Raw genomic sequence first — 19,104 nt, forward strand, 5'->3', positions numbered from 1 at the left:
CGGGCCACTTCGGTCCGAACAAGAGGAGACGCATGTCCACCGAAGCGGAACTCGTCGCTTACCTCAAGCGCGTGGCCGGCGAACTGCACGTGGCCCGCAACAGCCTGGACACCCTGCAGCGCCAGCGGGACGAGCCGATCGCCATCGTCGGCATGAGCTGCCGGCTGCCCGGCGGCGCGGCCTCGCCCGACCAGCTCTGGGAGGTGGTGGCCGGGGCGGCGGACGTGATCGGCGACTTCCCCGCGGACCGCGGCTGGGACGTCGACGCCCTCTACCACCCCACCCCCGGCCAGCCGTGGCGCACCTACACCCGCTCGGGTGGGTTCCTGCCCGGCGCCGGCGACTTCGACCCCGCGTTCTTCGGCATCGCGCCGCGCGAGGCGCCGGCCATCGACCCGCAGCAGCGGCTCACCCTGGAAACCGCCTGGGAGGCGCTGGAGGACGCCGGGATCGATCCGCACACGCTCAAGGGCACCCCGGCCGGGGTCTTCACCGGTTCGCTGCACCACGACTACGGCGACGGGGGCAACGCGGCCAGCCTGATCTCCGGCCGGGTCGCGTACACGCTCGGCCTGGAAGGACCGGCGGTCACCGTGGACACCGCCTGCTCGTCGTCGCTGGTGGCGCTGCACCTGGCCGTCCGCTCGCTGCGCGCCCAGGAGTGCTCGCTGGCCCTGGTCGGCGGGGTCACCGTGATGGCGACGCCGGCGCCGTTCCTGGAGTTCTCCCGGCAGCGCGGCCTGGCCCCGGACGGCCGGTGCAAGGCGTACGCGGACGCCGCCGACGGCACCGGCTGGAGCGAGGGCGCCGGCATGCTCGTCCTGGCCCGGCTCTCCGACGCCCAGGAGCGCGGCTGGCGGGTCCGGGCGCTGGTGCGGGGCAGCGCGGTGAATCAGGACGGTGCGTCGAACGGGTTGACGGCGCCGAACGGTCCGTCGCAGCAGCGGGTGATCCGGCAGGCGTTGGCTTCGGCCGGGTTGGTCGGTGCGGACGTGGACGTGGTGGAGGGGCACGGTACGGGTACCACGTTGGGTGATCCGATCGAGGCGCAGGCGTTGTTGGCGACGTACGGTCAGGACCGGTCGGCGCAGCGTCCGGTGTGGTTGGGGTCGCTGAAGTCGAACATCGGGCACACCCAGGCCGCCGCCGGGGTGCTCGGGGTCATCAAGATGGTGCTGGCGATGCGGCACGGGCTGCTGCCCCGCACCCTGCACGTCGACGAACCCTCCCGGCACGTGGACTGGGCCGCCGGCGAGGTCCGGCTGCTGACCGAGAGCCGTGCCTGGCCGCCCGGGGAACGGCCCCGCCGGGCGGGTGTCTCCTCCTTCGGCTACAGCGGCACCAACGCCCACGTGATCATCGAGGAGCCCCCGGCGGGCGCCGCCGAACCGGCCGCGCCGGCCGCGGACCCGGTCCCCTGGGTGCTCTCCGCGCGGACCGCCGACGGGGTACGCCGGCTGGCCGATCGGCTGCGCGAGCGGGTCGGCGAGGCCGCGGAGCTGGACCCCCGGGACGTGGCGTACACGCTCGCGACGGGCCGGGCCCAGTGGGATCACCGGGCGGTGGTCGTGGGCCGGGACCGGGACGAGCTGGCCGGCCTGCTGGCCGACGTCGAGGTGGCCGAGCGGGCCGTACCCGGCGACGGTGCGGTGTTCGTGTTCCCCGGCCAGGGCGCGCAGTGGGCCGGGATGGGCCGCTCCCTGATGGACTCCTCGCCGGTGTTCGCCGCCCGGATGCGGGAGTGCGCCGCGGCGTTCGCGCCGCTCACCGAGTGGTCCCTGCTGGACGTGATCACCGGCCCGGACGAGGAGTGGCTGAACCGGGTGGACGTGGTGCAGCCGGCCCTGTTCGCGGTGATGGTGTCGCTGGCCGAGGTGTGGCGGTCGGCCGGGGTGCGGCCGGTGGCGGTGGTGGGCCACTCGCAGGGCGAGATCGCGGCGGCCTGCGTGGCCGGCGCGTTGTCGCTGCCGGACGCGGCGCGGGTGGTGGTGCTGCGCAGCCGGGCGGTGGCCCGGTTGGCCGGGCGGGGCCGGATGGCGTCGGTGCTGGCCGAGCCGGCCGCGGTGGCGGACCGGTTGCCGGCGACGGTGGAGATCGCCGCGGTCAACGCGCCCGAGCAGGTGGTGGTCTCCGGCCCGGCCGACGAGGTGACCGCGCTCGTGGCCGCGTGCAACGCCGACGGGCTGCCGGCGCGGTTGGTCGCGGTGGACTACGCGTCGCACTCACCGCAGGTGGACGAGCTGGCCGACGAGGTGCTGGCGGCCCTCACCGGCCTCGAGCCCCGGGCGGGGCAGCTGCCGTTGGTGTCGACGGTGACCGGGGAGGTCCTGGACACCGGCGCGATGGACGGCGCGTACTGGCTGCGGAACCTGCGGCGGACGGTCCGCTTCGACGCGGCGGTGGGCCACCTGCTCGCGGCCGGGCACCGGGTGTTCGTCGAGGTGAGCCCCCATCCCGTGCTGACCGGCGCGGTGACCCAGCTCGCCGAGGCGCAGCGCCGCCCGGTGACGGTGACCGGCACCCTGCGGCGCGGCGAGGACGAGCAGGTGTGCCTGCTGCGCGGCCTCGGCGCGGCGTACGCGGCCGGGATCCCGGTGGACTGGTCCACCTGGACGGCCGGCGGCCGGCTGGTCGACCTGCCCGCCTACCCGTTCGAGCGGGCGCGTTACTGGCTGCCGGCGGGCACCGCGACCGCCGACGTGCGGGCCGCCGGCCTCGACCCGGTGCGGCACCCGCTGCTCGGCGCCGCCGTCCCGCTGGCCGGCGCGGACGGTGTGGTCTGCACCGGCCTGGTCTCCCGGGCCACCCATCCCTGGCTCGCCGACCACGTGGTGCTCGGTACGGCGCTGCTGCCCGGCGCGGCCTTCGTCGAACTGGCCGTCCGGGCCGGGACGGAGGCCGGCTGCCCCCAGGTGCGGGAGCTGATCCTGCACGAGCCGCTGACCCTGCCCGAACAGGGCCAGCTGCGGTTGCAGGTGTCGGTCGGGCCGCTGGACGCCGACGGCCGCCGGATCGAGGTGTACTCCCGGGCCGACGGCACCGGCGACGACAACGACGCCGACGGCGACGAGGGCTGGCGGCACCACGCCAGCGGCCTGCTCGGCGAGGCCGAGCCGCCGGGCCCGCCGGACGACGCGCCCTGGCCACCCGCCGGCGCCCGGGTCGTGGACCTCGCCGAGCACTACCCGGCCATGGCCGACGCCGGGCTGGAGTACGGCCCCGCGTTCCAGGGCCTCGCCGAGCTGTGGGCCGCCGGCGACGACCGGTACGCCCGGATCGCGCTCCCCGCCGAGCTGGCCGACGAGGCGGCCCGCTACGCGCTGCACCCGGCGCTGCTGGACGCCGCGCTCCAGGCGGCCGCCGCGGCCGCCGGTGTGCGCCGGGCGCTGCTGCCGTTCTCCTTCGGCGGCGTCTCGGTCTGGCAGCCCGGCCACACCGACCTGCGGGTCCGGATCACCACCGACGGCGACACGTACGGCCTCGACCTCGCTGACCCGGACGGCCGGCCGGTCGCCCGCATCGCCTCCCTGCTGGCCCGTCCGGCCAGCGCCGGCAACGAGGCGCTCTGCTCGGTCGGCTGGTCGGCGTACGCCGGCCCGGCCTCCCGGCCGATCGGGGAGCTGACCGTGCTGAGCACCGCCGACCACCCGGCCGACGGCGACCTGCCGCACCGCACCCGCGCCCTGCTCACCGAGACGCTGCACGGGCTCCAGCGGTGGCTCGACAATCCCGGCCCGGAAACCTCCCGGCTGGTCGTGCTGACCCGCGACGCCGTCCTCACCGGCAGCGGCACCGAACGGATCGATCCCGCCCAGGCCGCGGTCTGGGGTCTGGTGCGGGCCGCCCGCGCCGAGAACCCCGGCCGGATCATCCTGGTCGACGGCGCCCGGGACGCGGCGGACCCGCGGGTGCTCACCGCGGTGCGCGCCGGGCTGCCGGAGGCGGCCGTCCGGGACGGCCGCCTGCTCGTCCCGGCGCTGGCGCGGCACCCGGTGGACACCGGCGGCGCGGTCGCCGCGCTCGGCGCCGGCACCGTCCTGGTCACCGGCGGCACCGGTGGGCTCGGCGCGCTGGTCGCCCGGCACCTCGCGGGGCTGGGCGTGAAGCACCTGCTGCTGCTGTCCCGGCGCGGTCCGGCGGCCGACGGCGCGGACCGGCTCCGCGACGAGTTGGCCGGGCTCGGCGCCCAGGCGCGCGTGGTGGCCTGCGACGCGGCCGACCGGGACCAGCTCGAACGGGTGCTCGCCACGATTCCCGCCGAGCATCCGCTGACCGCCGTGGTGCACGCGGCGGGCGTGCTCAGCGACGGCCTGGTGACCGCCATCGACGCCGAGCGGCTGGAAGCGGTGCTGCGCCCCAAGATCGACGGTGCCTGGCACCTGCACGAGCTGACCGCCGGCCTGCACCTGGACGCGTTCGTGCTGTTCTCCTCGGTGGCCGGCGTCCTCGGCGGGGCCGGCCAGGGCGGCTACGCCGCCGCCAACGCGTTCCTCGACGCCCTGGCCCAGCAGCGCCGGCAGGCCGGGCTGGCCGGCACCTCGCTGGCCTGGGGGCTGTGGGCCGAGGCGACCGGGATGACCGGCCACCTCACCGAGGAGGACGTGCGGCGCATCGGGCGCGGCGGCATCAACGCCCTGGACACGGCGGCCGGGCTGGCGCTGCTCGAGGCCGCGCTCGCCCGGTCGCTGTCCCGGCCGGCCGCCGTACCTGAGGCGCTGCTGCTGCCGCTGGCGGTGGACCTGCCCACCCTGCGCGCCACCGACCCCGACCTGCTGCCGCCCCTGCTGGCCACCGTGCTGCCGCGCCGGGTCCGCCCCGCCGCCGCACCGGGTCCCGTCGGCCTGCACGACCGGGACGAGGTGGTGGCCCGGATCCGGCAGCGCTTCGCCGGGGTGCTCGGCTTCGCCGTCGACCGGCTGGACACCGCGGCGCCGCTGGTCGGCCAGGGACTGGACTCGGCGATGGCCATGCAGACCCGGGGCCTCATCCAGGCCGACTTCGGCCGCTCGCTGCCGATCGCCATGATGTTCAACGGCGCCAGCGTGGAGAGCATCGCCGACTACCTGATCGACGCCGCCGACGCGGCGACCGGGCAGGGCGGCGATGGCACCCCGGCGGCGCCCCTCGACGAGACGGTGGTCCGGCCGGCCACCCGGGACGTGGTCCGGCTGGTCCGCACCGAGCAGCGCGGCGTCCCCGCCGTCACGCACCACATCGGACTGGCCGTCCGCCTCGGCCCGCCCGCCACCCCGGAACGGCTGAGCGAGGTGCTCACCGCCCTGGCCGGCGCGCACGCCGCGCTGCGTACCGGGATCGTCGCGGACGCCGACGGGGGATACCGCCTGGAGGTACGCCCCGAGGCCGGCGCCGGGCTGGTGCGCTGGTCGCCGGTGCCCGCCGGGACCGACCCCCAGGACCGGCTGCGGGACCTGCTGGCCGCGCCGTTCGACCTGGCGGCGGCCCCGCTGTGGCGGTTCGAGCTGCTGGCCTACCCCGACGGCGGGCAGGTGCTGCTGGTCGGCGCCCACCACGCGGTGTCCGACCTGGCGTCCCTGCTGCTGATGGCGACCCGGACCGGCGAGGCGCTGGCCGGCGCGCCGCTGCCGGCGGCCACGAACGCCGACCTCGACCTGCTGCTCCGGGCCCAGGCAGGGCTGCCCACGACGCCGTCGGACGACCGCGGCGGCACCGGGTTCGCCGGCAGCCGGCGGCTCGACCTGGAACTCGCGCGGCCCCGGCCTGCCACGCGCTCCTACCGCGCCGACAGCCACTTCGCCGAACTGCCCGCCGGCCTGGTGGAGCGGGTCGCCGAGCAGGCCGGCCGGCTCGGCGTCACGCCGGCCGCGTTCTGGCTGGGCTGTCTCACCGTGCTGCTGGCCCGGCTGCGCGACCGGGACCGGTTCGTCCTCGCCGTGCCGGTGGACACCCGGCTGCACGTGGCGGCGCCCGACGCGATCGGGTTCTTCGGGGTGCCCATCCCGTACGCCGCGCACGTGCCGCCCGGCACGCCGGTCGCCGAGCTGGTGCGGCGGACGGACCACCGGCTCAGCACCGTGCTGGAGCAGGGCATCAGCTTCTTCGACGCGATGTCGGCGCTGGTCGCGGAGGGCCTGCACCGGCCGGAGGCGCCGCTGGTCGAGGTGTACTTCAACTACCTGCCGCCGCAGCCGCCCGGCGCCGCCGACGTGGAGATCCTGCCCGCCGGCACCGGCCACTCCGACCTGGACCTGATGGTCACCGTGCTGCCCGGGCTGGGCCGGATCGGCCTCGACTACAACGTCGACATCCTCGACGAGGCCAGCTGCGCCCGCTTCGCCGCCGACTACCTGGCGGTGGTGGCCGAGGTCGTCGACGACCCGCGGACGCTCACCACCGCGCCCGAGCCGGGACCGGCGGGCACGGTCGCGGTCGCCGCCACGTTCGCGCTGGGCAACCTCCCGGCGCTGCTCGGCCTCGCCCTCGACGGCGGCACCGAGCGGTACGCGGTCGCCGAGGCGCCGTACCACCAGGTGCTGGCCGCCCTGCACGACCCGTCCGGGGTGCTCGCCGCGCCGGGGACGGTCGCCGACCTGATCCTGCTGCGCGCCGCCGACCTGACCCGGTTCCAGCCGGCGAACGCCGACCTGGTCACCGAGCTGGCCGGGGAGTACGCGGCGGCGCTGCGTGCGCTCGCGGAGCGGGCCGGGATCCCGGTGCTCGTGGGCTTCCTGCCGGACCGCGCCGACGACGAGCGGCTGCGGCGGTGGCCGGAACAGATCGCCGCGGAGCTGGCCGAGCAGCCGGGTGTCGCGGTGTTGCCGCCGTCCTGGTGGACGGCCGGGTTCACCGCCGCCGAGATCTTCGACGACGACACCGACGCCATCGCCCACCTGCCGTTCCGGGAGGAGTTCCAGGCGCAGGTGGCGCTCTCGGCGGCGGAGGTGATCGGCTACGCCCGCCGCCCACCGCCGAAGGTGATCGTGGTGGACGGCGACGACACGGTGTGGGGCGGCATCGCCGGCGAGCTGGGACCGGAGCACGTCGACCTCACCGGGCCGCGCGCGCTGCTGGCCCGCCGGCTGCTGCAGTGGCGGGCCGCGGGCGTGCTGCTGGCGCTGGTGTCCAACAACGACGAGGGCACCGTGCACGCCATCCTGGACCGCACGGACAGCCTCCTCGGCCGGGAGCACTTCGCGGTCATCTCCGCGGCCTGGGAACCGAAGCCGGTGCGGATCGCCGCGATCGCCGACCGGCTGGGGCTGGGCCTGGACTCCTTCCTCTTCCTCGACGACAACCCGGTCGAGATCGCCGCGGTCCGGGCCGCCCTGCCCGAGGTGCTCTGCCTGACCTGTCCGCCCGCCGCCGAGCTGGCCGGCTTCGTGCGCCGGATCTGGCCGGCGGTGCCCCGGGCGGCCACCGCCGAGGACGCCGTCCGCGCCGACTTCTACCGCCAGGAGCAGGCGCGCACCGAGGTCCGGGAACAGACCGGCTTCGCGGAGTTCCTGGCCCGGCTGCGACTGGAGCTGGACGTGGCGCCGGTGGACGAGCGGACCGCGGAGCGCACCATCCAGCTCAGCCGGCGTACCAACCAGTTCAACCTGCGGCCGCTGGCGCTGGACGCGGACGTGCTGGCCCGGCTGCGCGGCGAGGGCGAGGTCTGGACCGCCGCCGCCCGGGACCGGTTCGGCGACTACGGGCAGATCGGGGTGCTCGTCGTGCGCCCCGACGGCGGCGTGCTCGACGTGGTGGCGTGGATGCTGAGCTGCCGGGTGCTCGGCCGCGGCGTGGAGGACCGGTTGCTGGCCTGGCTGGCCGACCGGGCGGAGGCGCTCGGCTGCCCGGCGGTGCGCCTCACCGCGGAGCACACGCCCCGCAACATTCCGGCCCGCCGGCTGGTCGCCCGCCTCGGCGGCGGCGACGTGGACGCCGAGCGGCTGCAGGTCACGGTGGATTTGACGCGACTCCGGGAGTTCCGGTCCTGGGACCTCGGGTCGACGAGCGCTGCGGAGGTAGGCAATGCCTGAGACGCACATCGGCACGAGCCGTAACCGGGACGTCGATCGACGGTCCGAGGGCGAGCTGATCGAGGCAGGCGGGGGGCGGAGGCAGGCGGCGGACCTGCTCGCGCGGTTCCGGCAGCCGGACGCCCCGGCCGCGCCGGCCCGGACCGGCACCGGTCCGCGCACCGTCGAGGAGGCCGCCGCGGTGATCGCGGCGACGGCGTCCCGGTTCCTGCGGGGCCGGCACACCGACCCGGAACTGGACCTGTTCGACGCGGGCCTGACCTCGGTCGACGCGGTGGAACTCGTCGCCGAACTGGCCCGGGAGGGCGGCGTGCGGCTGAGCCTCGACGACGTCTTCGCCGACGCCCGGCCCGCCCGGTTGGCGCGTCGCTGGGCCGAGACCAGCGGGCTGCCGGACGTCGCACCACTGCCGGCGAGCGGCACCGACCTGGTGTCCGATCCCGCCGGCGCGGTCGTCGCCGCGGAGCCGACCGGCGCGGACGACGACATCGAGATGATCCTCGCGGATCTCGCGTTGGCCGACCGGCTGCCCTGGTGCGACGCCCCGGAGCCGCGGGAGCCGACCCGGATCCTGCTCACCGGGGCCACCGGGTTCCTCGGCGGTCACCTGCTGCTGGACCTGTTGCGGCGCAGCGACGCGCACGTGGTCTGCCTGGTCCGGGCGGCCGACGAGGAGGCCGCCGAGAACCGCCTCGGCGCGGCGCTGAACCGGTTCTCGCTGCCCTGGTCGGCGGAGGTGCGGCGGCGGGTCACGGTGCTCGCCGGGGACATCCGGGAGCCCCGGCTCGGGCTGAGCGACGAGCGCTGGGCCGACCTGGCCGGCGGCGTGGACTCGATCGTGAACGTCGCCGCCGCGGTGGACTTCCTGCGCGGCTACCCCTCGCTGCGCCGTACCAACGTGATCGGCCCGTTGCGGCTGGCGGAGCTGGCGATGACCGGACCGCCCAAGCCGTTGCACCACGTCTCCTCGGTCGCCGTCTTCAACGAGCTGGGCATCGAGTCGATGGGGGAGGACGACCCGGTGGCGCACATCACCCGGCTGGTCGCGGGCTACGACAAGTCCAAGTGGGCGGGGGAGGCGGCCCTGCGCCGGGCCAGCGAGCACGGCCTGAAGGTGACCATCTTGCGCCCCGGCGCGATCGCCGGGCACACCCGTACCGGCGCCTACAACCCGCAGGACCTCAGCACCGGCTTCCTCACCGCCTTCTCCCGGTACCGCACCGTCCCGGCGTTCCGGGCGATGAACACCGCCCCGGTGGACTGGGTCAGCCGGATCGGCGCCGCGATCATCTGCACGCCGGAGGCGTGGGGGCAGAACTACCACCTCACCGGCCGCCCCGACACCCTGCCGGAACTGCGCCGGGACATGAAGGTGGCCGGCATGAACGTCCGGGTCACCGGGTGGGAGCAGTGGCGGGCCGACATCCTCCGCCGGCAGGACGCCGATCCGCTGCCCGAGTTGGAGTTCGTCGCCCGGCTGCTGCGCAGCTCCACCGCCACCAAGCTCTGCGAGGGCCTGATGTTCGGGCCGCCGGCGACCGCCGAACGTACCGAGGCGTTCATCGCCCGGCACGACCTGCCCGAGCCAGCCCGCTACGACTCGCGGGCCCAACTGCGGACCGTCGAGCGGATGGCCGGCGACGGCCGGGTCAAGCTCCCGGACCGCGACGACGCGCCGTACCTGTGGTTCACCGAGACCACCGAGGGGCGGATCGGCGGGGTGGACGACGTGGGGGAGAGCCGCTGCACCATGTCGCTGACGCTCTCCATCGCCAGCATGTACCAGGTGCTCCAGCACCGGCGCATCGACGTCAGCGGCACCGTGCGCTGCAACCGGCTGCACCCGCAGCCGCTCACCGTCCGGCAGGGCGAGATCTGGGTACGGCCGGACGAGGGGATCCCGCACCAGCACGGCACCGACCACCCGCTGCTGCGCTACCGCCTCGCCCTGGTCGACAACGACGGTCAGGAGTGGTGGCTGGAGGGCTGGAAGACCGCCCGCGCCCGCCGTGACCTGTGGCGGCAGTCCCGCACGTTGGAGATCACGGTCGGCCGGGCCGGCGAGCCGGCGAGCTTCGCCGGCGTCGTGCGGGTGCCGGCCGCCAGCTACGTACGCGAGCAGATCGACGGCATCCACGTCGACCCCCGGCTGTCCCCCCAGGAGCAGCGGCTGGCCAAGCTGACCTGGCTCGGCTGGTTCTTCGTCCAGATGGGCAAGGGACTGGCGGAGCCGGGCATGCGGGCCGTGGCCGACCTGCTGGATCTGCGCCGCGACGCCATCGACCGGGACCGGGACATCCTGCGCCGCAAGATCCGCAAGCTGAGCAAGGACAGGAAGCGGTTGTCATGACACTCAGGCCCCTCCACGCCCGACTCGACGCCGGCACCGTCGAGCAGATCCCGTTCGTCGCCTCCGACGGCACGGAACTCGGCCTGTGCCGGGTGCTGCCGCACGGCGGCGACACCGACCGCCCGGTGGTGCTGCTGCTGCACGGGCTGACCGCCTCGGCCGACATGTTCGTGCTTCCGGAGACCCGCAACCTGGTCGAGGTGCTGCTGGACGCCGGGTACGAGCCGTGGCTGCTGGACTGGCGGGGAAGCTGCCGGCTGCCGCACAACGAACGGCGGGTCCGCTACTCCTTCGACGACGTGGCCCTCTACGACATCCCCGAGGCGGTGGCGGCGGTCCGGCAGCGGATCGACGACCGGCCACTGTCGATCGTCGCGCACTGCATGGGGGCGCTGTGCCTGTCGATGAGCATGGCGGCCGGCCTGGTGCCGGGGCTCAGCGCGGTGGTCGCGCAGGGCGTCTTCCTGACCCCGAAGATCTCCTGGCAGACCCGGGCCCGGCTGCACTTCGGCGGCGAGTTCCTCCGGTCGCGGTTCGCGAACTTCCCGGTCGACTTCAAGAAGGTGGGGATGTGGTCGCGCTACTCGCTCATCTTCGCCGAGGCGTCGATCGGCGCCGAGTGCAAGGACCCCACCTGCCACATCCTGCAGAACGACGCCTGGGGCGTCGGCGCGTCGCTCTTCGAGCACGACAACCTGCACGAGCGTACGCATGACCGGCTCGCCGAGCTGTTCGGCACCGTCCCGGTGTGGATCCTGCCGCACCTGCGCCGGGTCGAGCTGGCGCACAGCGTGGTCCGGTTCAGCACCGACGACGGGCGCTACGACCGCCTGCCGGAGAACGCCCTCGACGAGGCCGGCCGCATCGACGCGCCGGTGCTGCTCCTCTCCGGCAGCGACAACGGCTTCTGGCTGGACTCCAACAAGCTCTGCCACCAGGTCCTGTCGACGCGCTACCCGGAGCTGGACGTGCGGTACACCGAGGTGCCGGGCTACGGCCACGTCGACCCGATCATCGGCCGCAACGCCGCGCTCGACGTGTTCGGCTACATCGTCGACTTCCTCGACGAGTGCCATGTCAAGGCCGCACCGGGCCGGCCGGCGCAAGCCTGACCGGGTCGGCCGGCCCGACCGCGGCCGCCGCGGTCGGGCCGGCCGATCCGTATCGAAGTGTTCTATCCAGCCTTGCCGATATTGATTGAGCTTTGTAGCTTTCACGTCTGGGCCGGGACCGGTCCTTGGCACACGGGGGAAAGTTGATGCCAGCACAGACGATTCATGCTGCCCGCTGGCGGCCGCGTCCGGTTCGCCGGCCGGCCGCCGGGGGCCCGAAGTGAGCGCCGGCGGCCGGCCGGTCGCCGATCAGCCCACCAGCGTCGACCTGCACCTGCACACGCTGGTGTCCGACGGCGACGAGTCGCCCGCCGACCTGGCCCGCCGCTGCGTGGCGGCCGGCCTGCGGGTCGCCGCCTGCACGGACCACGACTCGGTGGCCGGGGTGGCGGAGTTCGCCGCGGTGGCCGAGCCCGCGGGTCTCCAGGTGATCCCGGGCTGCGAGGTGACGGTCACCTGGCGGGGCCAGGAACTGCACTGCCTCGCCTACTACGTGGATCTTCACGACGCGGTCTTCCGGGACCGCGTCGACAACGTGCGACGGGTCGAGGTCGCCTGGTGGCGGGACTGGTTCGACCAGGCCGCAACGATCGGCGTACCCGTCGACTGGGCGACGGCGGCGCGCCGGTTCGGCGCCGACCGGGTCGCCTACATCGGCGACTACCTCGACTTCTTCCTGGACGCCGCGGCCGGGGATCCCCGGTTCGCCGACTACCCGCGCGGCAACCACGCCCGGCTCATCAAGGAGTGGTGCAAGCCGGGCCAGCCCCTGCACGTGCCCCATCCGTGGCGGCCGGAACTGGCCGAGGTGGTGCGCTGGGTGGCCGAGGCGGGTGGCGTCACGGTGCTGGCCCACCCCGCACGGGCCTTTCCCGCCGACGAGCTGCCGGACCGGCTGGCCGACCTGGCGGGCCTGGGCCTGACCGGGATCGAGGTCTGGACCACCTGGCACGACGCCGGTGACATCGACCGGCTCGCCGGCCTGTGCGACCGGCACGGTCTGGTGGCCACCCAGGGGTCGGACTACCACGGCGTCCGGCTCAAGCCGTGGGCGCCGTCCCCGGGGCTGGTGCCGGCCCGGGCGGCGGACCCGATGGAGATGGTGGCCCGGCTCGAGGCCGCCCGACCCGCCGTCGCCGGCAACCGACCCTGATGGCGGGCTGGCACCTGCTGCCGGTCGTCGTACTCCGCCAGGCGGGCTTCCCGTTCGACCTGCTCGCGGCCTATGCCGACCCGAAGGCCGGGTGGGACGCGGCCGAGATTACCGAACTGGAGGCGGACGCTCGCGACCGGGCCGCGGACCTCAAACAGTGGTTCCGCGCGGTGGGCCTGCCGGACCGGGCGGTCGTCGCCTCCTGGCTGGGGCACCTGCGACCGTTCGGCGAGGACGCGCTCACCGACCTGGCCGCCCGGCTGCCCGCGGACGCGGCCCGCGGCCTGTTCGCCTACCAGGACCGGGCGGTGCGGCTCGGCGAGCACTGGGACCAGTGGGAGATCCGGCACCGGGAGCGCCTCGCGGACGCCGCCATCCGGCTGGTGGGCCACTTCGACGGCGACGACCGGCTGCGGGACGCCCTGTTGATGTCCAACGACGCGCAGTTCGCCCTCATCGCCTCCTGGCTGGTCGATCCGGGTGACCCGGGCAGCGGGCGCGGCCGCAAGCTGACCGACCTGCTGGCCCGCTACCTGCAACGGTTCTGCGCCAAGAACGAGACGCACTCGCACTTCGGCCCGATCGCCGTCGGCCGGGCCTCGGCCGACGCCGCCCGGGCCGGCTGGCGGCCCGGCCCGCTGAAACGGCGCACGTTCTTCTCGCACTGGGCGGCCGAACGCGTGGCGGAGGCCCTCTCGGCTCGACCGGACCAGCTCGACCGGGTGCCGGTGCGCCGGCGCCCCTGGGCGTTCCTGGTCGACGGCCGGATCCACCTCTACGCCTTCACCACCGAGCGGGGGCTCGCCGCGGACTGGCGGTTCCGGCCGGTCACGGTGCGGCCGGTCACGGACGCCGAGCGGCTGCTGTTCGAGCTGTGCGACGCCGAGACGAGCGTCGCCCAGCTCCGCGCGGAGTTCACCCGGCGGGGGGTCGAGGGCTTCGACGAGGCGTTGGCGGCCCTGGCCGACGAGGGCTTCGTCGTCCGCCGGATCGAGGTTCCGGTCGGCCTGCCCGATCCGCTCGCCGGCCTGCGCGAGCGGGTGTCCGGCGACCCGGCGGCCAGCGCGCTGGTCGGCGCGTTGCAGGACGGGACGCGGGCGGTGGGTACGGTCGGGCTCGTCGAGCGGCCGGCCGCGCTGGCCAGGGTCAAGGAGCTGTTCGAGGCGGCGACGGGGGAGTCGCCGAACCGGGGGAGCGGGCGGCACTACGCCGACCGCAGCGTGCTCTACGAGGAGTGCCACGCCCCGGTCGAGGGGTTCACCCTCGGCCGCTCGGTGACCGAGTTCGTCGAGGGCGAGCTGACGCCCATCTACGACATGGTCCTGGCGGCGCCGCGGCTGCGGATCGTCCGCGAGCGGGTGGTCCTGACCGAGTGGCTGACCGACCGGTTCGGGCCGGGCGCCCGGATCGACCTGGCCGACCTCTACCGGGCCTACTTCGAGGACCAGCCGGCGCTGTCGCGACGCTGCGACGGCGTCGACGCGGAGCTGGACCGGTTGGACCAGGAGTTGACCATGGCGCTGCTCGGCGACGCCGACGGCGACCCTGCCGAGGTCGTGGTGGCCGAGGAACGGCTGCGTGAGATGCTCGCCCGCTGCCCGGACGGGCCGGCCGCGCTCTGCAACCCGGACATCATGCTCGCCGCCGAGGACGTCGACGCGCTGGACCGGGGCGACTTCCTGGCGGTGGTCGGTGACTGCCACGCCACCCGCGAGCTGCTCACCCACTCCAGCCTCGCGCCGCTGGTGCGGGAGCGCGAGCCGGACGTGGCCGACCAGGTGGCGGCCGCCTACCACCGGCTGCTGGAGCCGGACGAGGTGCTGTGCGACCTGGCCCGCAGCCACCCGGACAAGACCGCGACGCAACTGGCGCTGCCGGTGCCCGACGTGGAGATCTTCGGCCGGTCGCCGCGACCCCGCCGCGAGGTGATCCAGCCGCGGCGGATGTACGTGACCCTGGGCGAGCGGGCCGAGCTCCGGGCCGAGGGCGTCGACGGGCGGCTGCGCCTGCTGGCCCCGCCCAGCGGCGCCCCGTCGATCCGGCGGGACCCGCTCGCGCCCTTCGCGTTCCCCCGGCGGCTGGGCGGCCTCGGGCTGCGCGCGGAGACGCTCGCCCACGTCCCCCGCATCCGGGCGGGCCGGGTGGTGCTCCAGCGGGAGCTGTGGCGGCTGGCGCCCGGCGAGTTCGCCGGTGTCGGCCCGGCCGGCGTGCACCGGCGCGGCGACGCCGCCGAGTTCTACGCGGCGTGCCGGCTGCGGGACCGGCACCGCCTGCCCCGGTACGTCTTCGCGAAGGTGGCCGGCGAACCGAAGCCCATCTTCGTCGACTTTGATTCGCCGTTGTTCGTCCGGCAACTGTTCCGGCTCGCCCGGGGCGCCACCGCACCGGTGGAGCTGAGCGAGATGCTGCCGCGCCCCGACCAGCTGTGGTTCCAGCGGGAGGGCGGGCGGTTCACGACCGAGATCAGGTGCGCGGTCTTCTCCGCGCCGGCCGCCGACCGCCGCGGCGCAGGAAGGAACGGAACTGTTCATGACGCGTGACGACGAACCCGACTTCAAGGTGGCGGACCTTGCCCTGGCGGCCGCCGGCCGCACGGAGATCCGGCTCGCCGAGCACGAGATGCCGGGCCTGATGGCCATGCGACGCAAGTACGCGGCCAGCAAGCCCTTCGCCGGCCGGCGCATCACCGGCCTGCTGGCGCTCACGGTCCAGACCGCGGTGCTCATCGAGACGCTGATCGACCTCGGCGCGGAGGTGCGCTGGTCCGGCTGCAACGTGCTCGGCACCCAGGACAGCGCTGCCGCCGCCGTGGTGGTCGGCCGGGGCGGCACACCGGACCGGCCGCGCGGCCCGGCGGTGTACGCGTGGCGGGGCCAGACCGTCGACGAGTACTGGTGGTGCATCGAGCGGTCGCTGGTGTGGCCGGACAGCACCGGTCCGGACTCGGTCATCGACGACGGCGCCGACTTCACCGTCGCCGCCCATGTCGGTCTCGCCGCCGAAGCCGAGGGGGTCGCCCCGGATCCTGGCACCGCGCGCAGCGCGGACGAGGCCGCGATGTTGCGGATGATCGCCAGCACCCTGGTCGACCGGCCGCAGCAGTGGACCAAGCTGATCGGCGGCCTCACCGGCGCCACCGAGCAGACCACCTGCGGCGCGGTCCGGCTGAACCGGATGCGCGAGCGCGACGAACTGCTCTTCCCGGTCTTCAACATCAACGACGCGGTCACCAAGTCCAAGTACGACAACCACTTCGGGTGCCGCCACTCGCTGATCGACGGGCTCAACCGGGCCACCGACATCCTGATCGGCGGCAAGGTCGCCGTCGTCATCGGCTACGGCAACGTCGGCAAGGGGAGCGCCCAGGCGCTGCGCGGGCAGGGCGCCCGGGTCGTGGTGGTCGAGGTCGACCCGATCTGCGCCCTGCAGGCCGCGATGGACGGCTACCAGGTCACCACGCTCGAGGAGATCCTGCCGGCCGGGGACATCTTCGTCACCGCGACCGGCGCCTGCCAGGTGATCCGGCCCGAGCACCTGGCCCGGATGAAGCACCTGGCGGTCTGCGCCAACATCGGGCATTTCGATGTCGAGATCGACATGGTCGGCCTGGCGGCCCATCCGGGTGTCCGGCGGGTGCCGATCAAGCCGCAGGTCGACGAGTGGGTCTTCCCCGACGGACACTCGGTCCTCGTGCTCGGCGACGGCCGCGTGGTCAACTTCGCCAACGCCACCGGGCACCCGTCGTACGTCATGTCGGCGTCGTTCACCAACCAGGTGATGGGCCAGCTGGAGCTGTACGCGCGGACCCCGGGCCTGGCGCCCGGCGTCTACCTGCTCTCCCGGCGGATGGACGAGGAGGTCGCCCGCCTGCACCTGGACTCGCTCGGCGTGAAACTGGCCTCGCTCACCGCGGCGCAGGCGGAGTACCTGAACGTTCCGGTCGAGGGCCCGTTCAAGTCCGACAGTTACCGGTACTGACCATGACGACCCTCATCAGCGGCGGAGCCGGCTGGGTGGCCCTGCCGGTCGTCATGGTCCGGCAGGCGGGCTTCCCGCTCGTCCTGCTCGAGCCGCTGGCCGACCCCGACCTGGGGGCCGGGACGGCGCGGCTGCGCGACGCCGAGGCGACCGCCCGCAGCGCCGGCGAGGACCTGCGGGAAGCGCTGCGCGGGCAGGCTGAGTCGGCGACCGTGGCCGCGCGTACCGGCATGCTGGCCGCGGTCCCGGCCGGCGTGCCCGGCGCCGGGGCGTACCGGGCGGCGCTCGCCGGGCTGGGCGACGAGTGGCACCGTTTCGAGACGGCGCACCGGGCCGCGCTCGACCGGGGGCGGCGGGCCGTGGTCGACGCGTTCCGCGGCGATCCCGCGCTGCGCGAGGTGCTGTTGTTGTCCAACGACGCCCACTATCCGCGCTTCGCGGAGTGGCTGGCCGGCGCGGACCGGGAGCTGTCCTCCCGGACCGACCGGCGGATGGCCGACCTGCTCTGCCGCTACCTCCAGCGGGTCACCGCCAAGAACGAGACGACGGCCCACTTCGGACCGATCTCCGCCGCCGTGCTGGCCGGGCCGGGCGACGGGCCGCACTGGTCCGACCTCGGCTTCGGCCGGCGGGTGGGCTTCTTCACCCACTGGGCGGCGCAGGCCCTCGGTTCGACCTTCGCGGCCGAGCCGGACCTGCGCGAGCACCTGCGACCGCGCCGCTTTCCCCTGGCCTTCGTGGACGGCCGGCGGCTGCGGCGGTACGCCCCGCTGACCCGCACCGGACTGCTCGCCGACTGGCGCTTCGACCAGGTCGACGACGAGACGCTCGAGCCCGAGCAGGCCTGGCTGCTGGGCCGCTGTGACGGCGAGCGGACCCTGGCCGAGCTGCGCGGGCAGTGGCCGGGCCCGGACAGCCGGTTGGACGCGCTCCTCGCCGGCCTGGTCGACCGGGGGTGGCTGCTGGTCGACTTCGAGATCCCGGTCGGGGAGCCGGACCCGTTGGCCGCGCTGCGCGCGGCGCTGCCCCCGCCCGGCGGGTCACCGGCGGCGGCCCGGGCGCACCAGGTGATCACCGACTTCGAGAAGCGGCTGGCCGACTTCGTGGCCGCCGAGCACCCCGACCGGGCCGCGTCGCTGGAGGCCATGAAGGCGGCCTTCACCGAGGTCACCGGCCGCTCGGCCAACCGGGGAGACGGTCGGATCTACGCCGACCGGTCGATCGTCTTCGAGGAGTGTCACAGCCGGGCGGGGGACTTCACGCTCGGTCCCGACCTGGCCCGGCTGATCACCGACGACCTCGCTCCGGGCTACCGGATCGCGCTGGCGGGCGCCCGGCTGCGGATGGCGGCCGAGGGGACGGTGCTGACGGAGTGGGTGACGGACCGGTTCGGTACGCACCGGGACGTCCCGCTGGCCGACTTCTACGCCGGGTACGTGCTGGACCGGTCCCGGCTCGACGAGCGGTGCCGGGCCGTCGACGACGAGGTCGACGCGGTGGAGCGGCACATCGCCGACAGCCTCCTCGCCGGCGCCGATCTCGGTCAGCCGGAGGTCGAGGTGACGCCCGACCGGCTGGACCGGCTCGTCGCCGGGCTGCCGGACCGGCCGGCCGCCGTGTGCAACCCGGACATCATGCTGGCGGCCACCTCCGCCGACGCCATCCGGGCCGGGGACTACCGGGTGGTGGTGGGGGAGTGTCACGCCCTGCGCGAGCTGCTCTGCCACAGCAGCCTCAGCCCTCTGCTCGCCGACCGGGTGCCCGAGCTGGCCGAGTTGGCGTACGAGGCGTACCAGGGGCTGCTGGAGCCCGACGAGATCCTCTGCGACCTGGCGCGTTCGCATCCCAACAAGACGGCGGCGCAGCTGCGCTTCCCGTGCCCGGACCTGGAGGTCACCGGACGGTCGGGGAAGCCGCGCGCGGCGGTCATCCAGCCCGACCGGCTCTACCTGCGGGTCCGGGACGGGCGGCTCGGCCTGTACGCGCACGGTGTGCCGCAGCGGCTCCGGCTGTTGACCTCGCCGGCCGGCGGGCGCAGCATCCGGCAGGATCCGTTGGCGCCGTTCGCCTTCCCCCGGCACTTCGGCGGGATCAGCATCCCCAGCTCCCTGCCGCATGTGCCGCGGATCCGGACCGGGCGGCTGGTGCTGCGGCGGCAGACCTGGCGGGTGCCCGCGGAGCGGATCTGGCGGCCGGCAGGCGGAGCTGGCGGTACCGGGGACGCGGCCCAGTTCCGGGTCGTGCAGGAACTGCGGGAGCGGCTGCGGCTGCCCCGCCACGTGTTCGTCAAGCTGCCCGACGAGCCGAAGCCGATGTACGTCGATCTCGATTCGGCGCTTCTGGTCCGCCAGCTCTGCCGGTCGGCCCGGCAGGCCACCGAGCCGGCGGAGTTCAGCGAGATGCTGCCGGACCCCGAGCAGCTGTGGCTGCGGGTCGAGGGCCGGCGATACACCACCGAGCTGCGCTGCGCCGTGTTCTCCGGCCCAGCGCGGCTCGCCTGACGACGGG

7 protein-coding genes are annotated in these 19,104 nt (G+C 75.0%); all 7 read left to right on the forward strand.

Going from position 1 to position 19,104, the window contains the following annotated elements:
- The first annotated feature begins 32 nt into the window (after window positions 1-32).
- On the forward strand, window positions 33-8,003 hold the full coding sequence (locus tag ACIBPB_RS27945; protein WP_396842423.1) for an HAD-IIIC family phosphatase: 7,971 nt from the start codon (window positions 33-35) through the stop codon (window positions 8,001-8,003).
- Window positions 7,996-10,353, forward strand: a complete 2,358-nt coding sequence (locus ACIBPB_RS27950) for a thioester reductase domain-containing protein (RefSeq protein ID WP_396842424.1) — start codon at window positions 7,996-7,998, stop codon at window positions 10,351-10,353. Before ACIBPB_RS27945 ends, ACIBPB_RS27950 begins: the two co-directional genes overlap by 8 nt.
- Window positions 10,350-11,465 carry an alpha/beta fold hydrolase gene (locus tag ACIBPB_RS27955; protein ID WP_396842426.1) on the forward strand — a complete coding sequence of 372 codons (1,116 nt, stop codon included), beginning with the start codon at window positions 10,350-10,352 and terminating at the stop codon, window positions 11,463-11,465. The genes ACIBPB_RS27950 and ACIBPB_RS27955 overlap by 4 nt, the downstream gene beginning before the upstream one ends.
- A gap of 220 nt (window positions 11,466-11,685) precedes the next feature.
- Window positions 11,686-12,618 (forward strand): PHP domain-containing protein, encoded by a 933-nt coding sequence (locus ACIBPB_RS27960; RefSeq protein ID WP_396842427.1) that lies wholly within the window; start codon window positions 11,686-11,688, stop codon window positions 12,616-12,618.
- Window positions 12,618-15,158: a lantibiotic dehydratase gene (locus tag ACIBPB_RS27965; protein ID WP_396842428.1), complete on the forward strand. Its 2,541-nt coding sequence runs from the start codon at window positions 12,618-12,620 to the stop codon at window positions 15,156-15,158. The genes ACIBPB_RS27960 and ACIBPB_RS27965 overlap by 1 nt, the downstream gene beginning before the upstream one ends.
- The gene (ahcY, locus tag ACIBPB_RS27970; RefSeq protein ID WP_396842429.1) at window positions 15,148-16,596 is read left to right on the forward strand and encodes an adenosylhomocysteinase; all 1,449 of its coding nucleotides are present in this window, start codon (window positions 15,148-15,150) and stop codon (window positions 16,594-16,596) included. Before ACIBPB_RS27965 ends, ahcY begins: the two co-directional genes overlap by 11 nt.
- Window positions 16,597-16,598: 2 nt before the next feature.
- Complete coding sequence (locus ACIBPB_RS27975) at window positions 16,599-19,097, forward strand: lantibiotic dehydratase (protein ID WP_396842430.1); 2,499 nt, start codon at window positions 16,599-16,601, stop codon at window positions 19,095-19,097.
- Window positions 19,098-19,104: the final 7 nt, after the last annotated feature.

The organism is Micromonospora sp. NPDC049836 (genome assembly GCF_044465125.1).
Taxonomy (GTDB): Bacteria; Actinomycetota; Actinomycetes; order Mycobacteriales; family Micromonosporaceae; genus Micromonospora.

Bases quoted from the DNA above. Each gene is read 5' to 3' on its own strand.
- ACIBPB_RS27965 (WP_396842428.1), top strand. From the start codon at position 12,618: ATGGCGGGCTGGCACCTGCTGCCGGTCGTCGTACTCCGCCAGGCGGGC.
- ACIBPB_RS27945 (WP_396842423.1), top strand. From the start codon at position 33: ATGTCCACCGAAGCGGAACTCGTCGCTTACCTCAAGCGCGTGGCCGGC.
- ACIBPB_RS27955 (WP_396842426.1), top strand. From the start codon at position 10,350: ATGACACTCAGGCCCCTCCACGCCCGACTCGACGCCGGCACCGTCGAG.
- ACIBPB_RS27975 (WP_396842430.1), top strand. From the start codon at position 16,599: ATGACGACCCTCATCAGCGGCGGAGCCGGCTGGGTGGCCCTGCCGGTC.
- ACIBPB_RS27950 (WP_396842424.1), top strand. From the start codon at position 7,996: ATGCCTGAGACGCACATCGGCACGAGCCGTAACCGGGACGTCGATCGA.
- ahcY (WP_396842429.1), top strand. From the start codon at position 15,148: ATGACGCGTGACGACGAACCCGACTTCAAGGTGGCGGACCTTGCCCTG.